This is a genomic window from Streptococcus sp. E24BD, from assembly GCF_041807825.1.
Classification (GTDB): Bacteria; Bacillota; Bacilli; order Lactobacillales; family Streptococcaceae; genus Streptococcus; species Streptococcus entericus.
Window position 1 is genome coordinate 1 of the sequence record NZ_JBGTZB010000059.1, and the last position, 6,560, is coordinate 6,560.

Annotated in this window: 8 protein-coding genes; all 8 read left to right on the forward strand. The window is 42.9% G+C overall.

The features are described from left to right. The first annotated feature begins 229 nt into the window (after positions 1-229). The 8 genes from ACERC5_RS09685 to secE all read left to right on the forward strand — a co-directional run bounded on the left by ACERC5_RS09685 (position 230) and on the right by secE (position 6,343). Positions 230-637 (forward strand): hypothetical protein, encoded by a 408-nt coding sequence (locus tag ACERC5_RS09685; RefSeq protein WP_373659647.1) that lies wholly within the window; start codon positions 230-232, stop codon positions 635-637. 155 nt (positions 638-792) lie between these two features. Then, positions 793-1,512, forward strand: a complete 720-nt coding sequence (locus ACERC5_RS09690; RefSeq protein ID WP_373660650.1) for an ABC transporter permease — start codon at positions 793-795, stop codon at positions 1,510-1,512. A gap of 322 nt (positions 1,513-1,834) precedes the next feature. Beyond that, entirely contained in the window at positions 1,835-2,260 is a 426-nt protein-coding gene (locus ACERC5_RS09695; protein WP_373660651.1) for a hypothetical protein, read from the forward strand. Positions 2,261-2,269: 9 nt separating this feature from the next. Next, positions 2,270-2,899: a lantibiotic ABC transporter permease gene (locus ACERC5_RS09700; RefSeq protein ID WP_373659650.1), complete on the forward strand. Its 630-nt coding sequence runs from the start codon at positions 2,270-2,272 to the stop codon at positions 2,897-2,899. Next, a complete protein-coding gene (gene ccmA, locus ACERC5_RS09705) occupies positions 2,896-3,534 on the forward strand; it encodes a heme ABC exporter ATP-binding protein CcmA (RefSeq protein ID WP_373659651.1) in 639 nt (212 codons plus the stop codon). The genes ACERC5_RS09700 and ccmA overlap by 4 nt, the downstream gene beginning before the upstream one ends. A gap of 153 nt (positions 3,535-3,687) precedes the next feature. Further along, entirely contained in the window at positions 3,688-5,967 is a 2,280-nt protein-coding gene (pbp2a, locus tag ACERC5_RS09710; protein WP_373660652.1) for a penicillin-binding protein PBP2A, read from the forward strand. A gap of 50 nt (positions 5,968-6,017) precedes the next feature. After that, the gene (rpmG, locus tag ACERC5_RS09715) at positions 6,018-6,170 is read left to right on the forward strand and encodes a 50S ribosomal protein L33 (protein WP_373659653.1); all 153 of its coding nucleotides are present in this window, start codon (positions 6,018-6,020) and stop codon (positions 6,168-6,170) included. Then, complete coding sequence (gene secE, locus ACERC5_RS09720) at positions 6,167-6,343, forward strand: preprotein translocase subunit SecE (protein ID WP_026216633.1); 177 nt, start codon at positions 6,167-6,169, stop codon at positions 6,341-6,343. The genes rpmG and secE overlap by 4 nt, the downstream gene beginning before the upstream one ends. Positions 6,344-6,560 lie beyond the last annotated feature (217 nt).

The window sequence follows — 6,560 nt, forward strand, 5'->3', positions numbered from 1 at the left end:
AAAAAATCATTGGTTCTTTAGACATTAAGCATTACCGCAGTTCGTATCTTCTTTCTGTCTCAACAAGTTGAGTGTTGCAGAAAATCAAATGATACAGTAGTTCAACTAATAAAATACAACTAATACCTTTGATGTTGGAAAAGTAGACCAATTGATGCCTTGTTTATAAAATTATCGTTATTATATCGCAATTCTCATATGAAATATAATAAGTAGAAGGACTAATAACATGAAAGATATTTTAAAAAAGAGCAGTATTACTGCTTTGGCAATTGTGGGAATAGGTGTAGTTATTTCCCAAGTGTCAGCAAGACAAATTGGAGATTACGATGTTACTATTCCTCGATTTGGAAATATTACAACGACCACTTTGTATAAAGAAAATCATACAAATGGAGTACATCAGAACGATGCCATTGGGGGGAATAAGAGAATCAATACCTCTATTCAGCTTTCAAGAACTGGAGCGGACATTACCGGAAGCTATCAGATGGGGCCAGGAGATGTTATTTATATGCCTTATCATGGAGGTGCAGGTGCATATATTGGTAGTGGGACAAAATTGAGTATTGCAACACCTGTATCTACGGTTGTAAAAGTACAAGCTCAGGGTTCTTGGAGTCCCGACGCACAATAAGAAATTAATAGATATAACGGTAATTTTATTTTAGGGGGAGGAGGCGACTGTCTTCTCCTTTGGTGTTATCATAGATTATTGAGGACGATAATATGATAAGTTATTTTTTAGCTGAGTTAAAGCGAGCTGTCTTATCTCAAAAGAACCTTATAGCTATGTTGCTGGTATTAGTCAGCCTCTTTATCGGAATGATGAGTAGCTGGGATTCAATCGCTGAATTTAAGGGAGTGTCGCTCTTCTTATATGCCTTTTCTTTGGGGTCAGGTGCTATCTTGCCAGTCGTAGCACCTCTGATTGTAGGTCTTCCGTTCTCAAATGCTTACTTGGAGGATAGGGAGAACCATATGATTTATGGGATACTGACCAGAACCACTCTAAAAACCTACTATATTGTGAAAATAGCGTCTAATAGTTTAGCGTCAGCGCTGTCTATCATGCTTCCCTTGACCTTATTCTTACTCACCAATAGGATCATGTTGCCATTTGAGAAAGGCTTGTATTTCGGTGAAATTGGTGGTGCGTGGTCGTCTGTTTTTCGTCAGCATCAGATGTTGTATGCTATCCTCACGGTGATAAACAGCGGTATCTTTGCTGCGGTCTATGCCAATCTCGGGTTGGTATCGACTTTCTTTATCAGTAACAAGCTAGCTTCTGCCGTTATTCCCTTTGGCTTATACCTGCTCCCGTCATTTGTTTTTCCGTTTATAAGACTGGATAGATTTGAACCAGTCACAACGTTTGATCTAACCGCCAATACGACAGCTAATGTTTTATCGGTCTATGGTCAGCTGTTGCTAATCCTATCTGTGACGCTTGTCGTCGGGTTTTTCAGACTAAAAAAGGAAGTGATCATTGATGATTCAACGGATGATTAGGCTTTTGGGGCAGAGGTATGAGAGAAAATTAGTTGTGTATGTCTTACTGCTGTTTTGCCTAATCAGTTTCAGCTTTCTCCAATTTAATCTGTCGTCATCAGAAAAAAATTTTTGGCTCTGGCAGCTTTATCTGACCAGTGATTTATACACTGCTATTGTGGGAGTACCCTTGGTCTGTTTAATCGGTAGCAGTTTTATCTCCAGACTATTTTTTCCGAGCCAACTAGCTCTACTACGTTTCAAAGATAAAAAACGGTTATTTAGGCATCAGTTCTTAGTACAGGTCATTTTTGGGATAACATTTGTCTGTTTACTGGCTTTAATGGGGATCCTGATTGGTATGTTTACAACAAATGTCAATGTGGCATGGACACCAGAAACGGTTAAGCACTACACAGACCTGTTTTCAGCACAGCCGTCTCTTGGCAGAAGCTTGCTTAGTCAAACTATCTTAGTCGCAATTAACTTTTACTGTTATTTATTCTTTTTGCTAAATCTTCATCAGTTTTGCCGACTGCTCTTCAGCGATAAGGTTTCTTTATTTTTAATGATAGCTTTTATCTTCTTTCAATCCTTTATCTATAAATTGACGATTTACTCACCTGTTCTTTCCTTGCTACCGATTTATCACTACCAAGCGGTTCATGTTGGAGCTGTTTGGGAAAACATGGTGTACTGGCTGTCTGGTAACCTTTCTTTGATAGCGATGACCTATATTCTGGCGATAAGACGGAACTATACAGACTAAGGAGATGCGATGTTAACAGTCTTGTTCAAGAAAAATATAACCCCAAAAATCGTACTTGCTGTGCTGGTGTTCTTTTTCCTGCTTCATTTATCGGGTCACTATATGCTCGGTACGGAGGCTGAAGAGAGTGTGCTAGATTACTACCAGCTGAATTATCGCCATTTTTACCTTATTGCTAAGCACATCTCACCTATTCTCTTGTTCTTGTTTTTATTTGTGTTTAAGATTGATATGACAGAGAGTTATACTGGTTTACTCATTATGCGACAGGGCAATCAATATAAACACTTGTTGGACATCAGTTGCTATATCGCCTTGGTGGGAGCTGTTTACTGGTTGCTTTATTTTCAGGTGTTTTACCTCTTATCCGGAACCAGCCACATGCTCTCTCTTAGGGAGATGATCAGGTTGATAGTCATCATTGCTCAAACAAGCAGTTTATATTTTTGTTTATCTAGGGTGTTTAGAAATGCCCAAACAGCGGCGCTCATCTCTTGCGCAACCGTGGTTTATTTGAGTATGCAATCGCAAGGCATGGCTGATTGGCTCACATTAAGTCCAGTTCCGTTAATGGTCATCGTTACTAATCTACTTTTCATCATTATTGACATCACTAAGAAAGGAGTATTGCATCTATGAAGACAATTGAGATTAAGGAGATGTCGTTCTCTTTTGGGAGGCAAGATATTTTTAAACAGCTTAACGTCTCCTTTGCTTCTGGAGAAATCGTGGGCATCACTGGTAAAAATGGTTCTGGGAAGTCGGTCTTGTTTAAAATCATTGCTGGCTTGGCAAAGCCAAAAGAGGGTGAAGTCTGGGTCAATGGGAGAGAGGTTGCGACATCCACACGGTTTGCGGACAAGATTGGGGTACTGATTGAGGAACCATCGTTTTTGCCTGAGCTGACGGCTTACGATAATCTAGCTCTGCTATTGAGCATTAACCAAAACGTTTCCAAGGAAGTCATAGAAGGTGCGCTGGAGGCGGTGGATTTGCTGGCATTTAAGGATAAGAAAGTCAAGCACTTCTCTTTGGGCATGAAAAAGAAAATGGGCATCGCTCAAGCCATCATGGAGCATCCCAAGGTGTTATTGCTTGATGAGCCGATGAACGCTTTGGATGCAGATGCTGTGATGAAGATGAGAGATCTGTTTTTGCGACTGGCTAAACAAGGAACAACTGTTTTGATTGCTAGCCACAATCAAGAAGACATTGACTGTTTGTGTCACAAAGTGTACAAGGTTGAAGATTACAAGCTGGTCGAACAGTCATAGTGCGGTAAGTCAAGTATCGTTATAAAAATGAGCAATAGGGGCACTCACTCAATGAAACTACTTGCTCATTTTTATGTGGAGAGAAAGACTAGCTCAAGAGGCATTTTACAGCAGAAATATGACTTTTTTGCTGTTTTTTTTTATAATCAGGTTATGACACTATTAGATTTATTAAAGAAAAAATTTTTGAAGCCATCATCGAGCGAGGCGAGTGATGAGTATGGCGATGTCTCCTTGGAGGATACGGTCGTTTTTACTCAGCTGTCAGAAGAACCGCCTGCAAAACCGACCTACCGTCGGCGACGTAGCCAGAAGGATGACATGGAACAAGATGAGAGGACGAGTCTACTTAGCCGATTTCGGTTACCGACATCCCATCCCCTTCGTCGCTACTGGCGCCGTTACCATGTCGGCAAGGTGCTCTTACTCATGGCTGCGTTGTTTGGTCTTGTGGTAGGAGGCTACTTGTTTTATCTAGCCAAAACGGCCAAGGTCTCTGACCTTCAGGCTTCCCTAAAGGCTGTCACGGTCATCTATGACCGAAACAATGAGGAGGCAGGCAGCCTGTCTGGTCAAAAAGGCACCTATGTCGAACTAGATGCCATCAGTGACCAGTTGGAGCAGGCAGTGATTGCCACAGAGGACAGAACCTTTTATGACAATAGCGGGATTAACTTTCAGCGCACCTTTTTAGCGCTGTTGACTTTAGGGAAATCTGGTGGAGGCTCAACCATCACCCAGCAGTTGGCTAAAAATGCTTACCTGACTCAAGATCAGACCATCAAGCGTAAGGCCAGGGAATTTTTCTTGGCGCTAGAATTGACCAAAAAATACAGTAAAAACGACATCTTGACCATGTACCTCAACCACGCTTATTTTGGCAATGGGGTCTGGGGCGTGGAAGATGCCAGTCAGAAATACTTTGGGGTGTCAGCCGCTGAGCTGAGTTTAGATGAGGCGGCAACCTTGGCAGGTATGCTCAAAGGTCCAGAGATTTATAATCCCTATGCTTCTCTGGAAGAGGCCACCAATCGTCGAGATACGGTGTTGCAGTCCATGGTAGAGGCAGGCTACATCAGTCAGGAAGTTGCCGACCAGCATATGGCGGTAGCAATGGCAGAGCGTTTGGCTGATACCTATGCTGGCAAGGTGGATAATTACGCTTATCCTTCCTATTTCGACGCGGTGGTCAATGAAGCGATTGCCATGTATGGCTTGAGTGAGAAAGACATCGTCAACAACGGTTATCGGATTTATACCGAGCTTGATCAGAACTATCAAAGTGGCATGCAACAGACGCTTGATAATGATGAGCTGATTCCTGTATCTGAGATTGATGGCAGTCAGGCGCAGGCGGCCAGCGTGGCTCTAGACCCGACGACAGGAGGTGTTCGTGGTCTGGTCGGTCGTGTCAATAGCAGTGAACAGCCGACCTTTAGAACCTTTAACTTTGCAACTCAAGCCGAGAGAAGTCCGGCATCAAGCATTAAACCCTTGATTGTCTATGCGCCAGCTCTTGCCAACGGCTGGGCAACAGATAGTCTCTTGCCGAATAGCCATCGTGATTTTAACGGCTATGCCCCACACAACTTTGGCGGTTATGAGTCTGAGGATGTGCCTATGTATCAAGCCTTGGCCCAGTCTTATAATATCCCAGCGGTGTACTTGACCGAGAAGATGGGGATTGACCAAGCCATCGCTTATGGCAAACAGTTTGGCTTAGAGATGGATAAGGCTAATCGAGAATTAGGCATTGCGCTGGGTGGTAGTGTAACGACCAATCCGTTAGAGATGGCGCAGGCTTATGCGACATTTGCTAATGGCGGGGTCATGCCTAAGGCCCACCTCATCACCCGAATCGAGACAGCAGACGGACGTGTGATTAAAACCTACAAGCCGACAAGTCAGCGCATTTTGATCAAGGCTGTAGCAGACCAGATGACCAGCATGATGCTGGGGACTTTTTCAAACGGTACAGGGGTGCGTGCCAATGTCTACGGTTATACCTTAGCAGGGAAAACAGGAACAAGCGAAACAGCATTTAACCCAGAGCTTGTTGGTGACCAGTGGGTGATTGGTTATACGCCTGATGTGGTCATCAGCCAGTGGGTCGGCTTTGAGCAGACCGATGAGAACCACTACCTCAGTGATGCTAACGCTTATATGGCACCACAGCTCTTTAGCACGCAAGCGAGCTATATCTTGCCTTACACGGCAGGCACGTCTTTTTCTGAGGAAAATAGCTACGCGCTGGATGGTATCGCCCCAGAATATACTGATGAAGCCAGCCAAACAGAATCTCAAGACATCATCGATGGGCTTCGCCAATCAGCTCAAGAAGCCGCAGACAAACTTCGCCAAGCCGTCGACGACTCAGGTTTAAGAGAAAAAGCCCAGAACCTCTGGAATCAGCTGATCAATTATTTCAGATAAGTTGCCAATTGCTGTCAGATATGATAGAATAGGGTGTAAAAGGAGGCCTTATGGCACAAAAAAAAGCAAGTCTAGCCTGTACAGATTGCGGTAGCCGTAACTACTCGATTAGTGTCAGTAGCAACCCAAAACCCACTCGGCTAGAAGTCAAGAAATTTTGCAAGCATTGTAAACAGTACACCTTACATAAAGAAACACGATAGGAGAGCTCATGGGCATTTTTAAGGTTTTACGAGATACCACTTGGCCAACACCAAAACAGGCATGGAAGGACTATATTTCCATTCTTCAGTACACCGCATTTTTCACACTCATCATTTTTATCTTTGACAAACTCTTGTCACTAGGTATTTTTGAGTTGATTAACAAATTTTAACCTGAATCAACAGAGGCTTCATCATCAACTAATGTTGAACGATACTGACATCGAGAGAGAATCAGAGTTGTCTTCTCTCGTTTTTTCTTCTATTTTTGGCTCTATAATTTCTGTAGTGGGTAAATCCACCATGGAGATTATAGAGCCTTTTGAGTGTAGAAAAAAAGTTCCATATGACCTACAATGAAAAGTGCTTAAACAACTCATTAGAAAGACA

Coding starts and splice junctions, on each gene's coding strand:
- ACERC5_RS09685 (WP_373659647.1), top strand. CDS start 230: ATGAAAGATATTTTAAAAAAGAGCAGTATTACTGCTTTGGCAATTGTG.
- ACERC5_RS09690 (WP_373660650.1), top strand. CDS start 793: ATGTTGCTGGTATTAGTCAGCCTCTTTATCGGAATGATGAGTAGCTGG.
- ACERC5_RS09695 (WP_373660651.1), top strand. CDS start 1,835: ATGGGGATCCTGATTGGTATGTTTACAACAAATGTCAATGTGGCATGG.
- ACERC5_RS09700 (WP_373659650.1), top strand. CDS start 2,270: ATGTTAACAGTCTTGTTCAAGAAAAATATAACCCCAAAAATCGTACTT.
- ccmA (WP_373659651.1), top strand. CDS start 2,896: ATGAAGACAATTGAGATTAAGGAGATGTCGTTCTCTTTTGGGAGGCAA.
- pbp2a (WP_373660652.1), top strand. CDS start 3,688: ATGACACTATTAGATTTATTAAAGAAAAAATTTTTGAAGCCATCATCG.
- rpmG (WP_373659653.1), top strand. CDS start 6,018: ATGGCACAAAAAAAAGCAAGTCTAGCCTGTACAGATTGCGGTAGCCGT.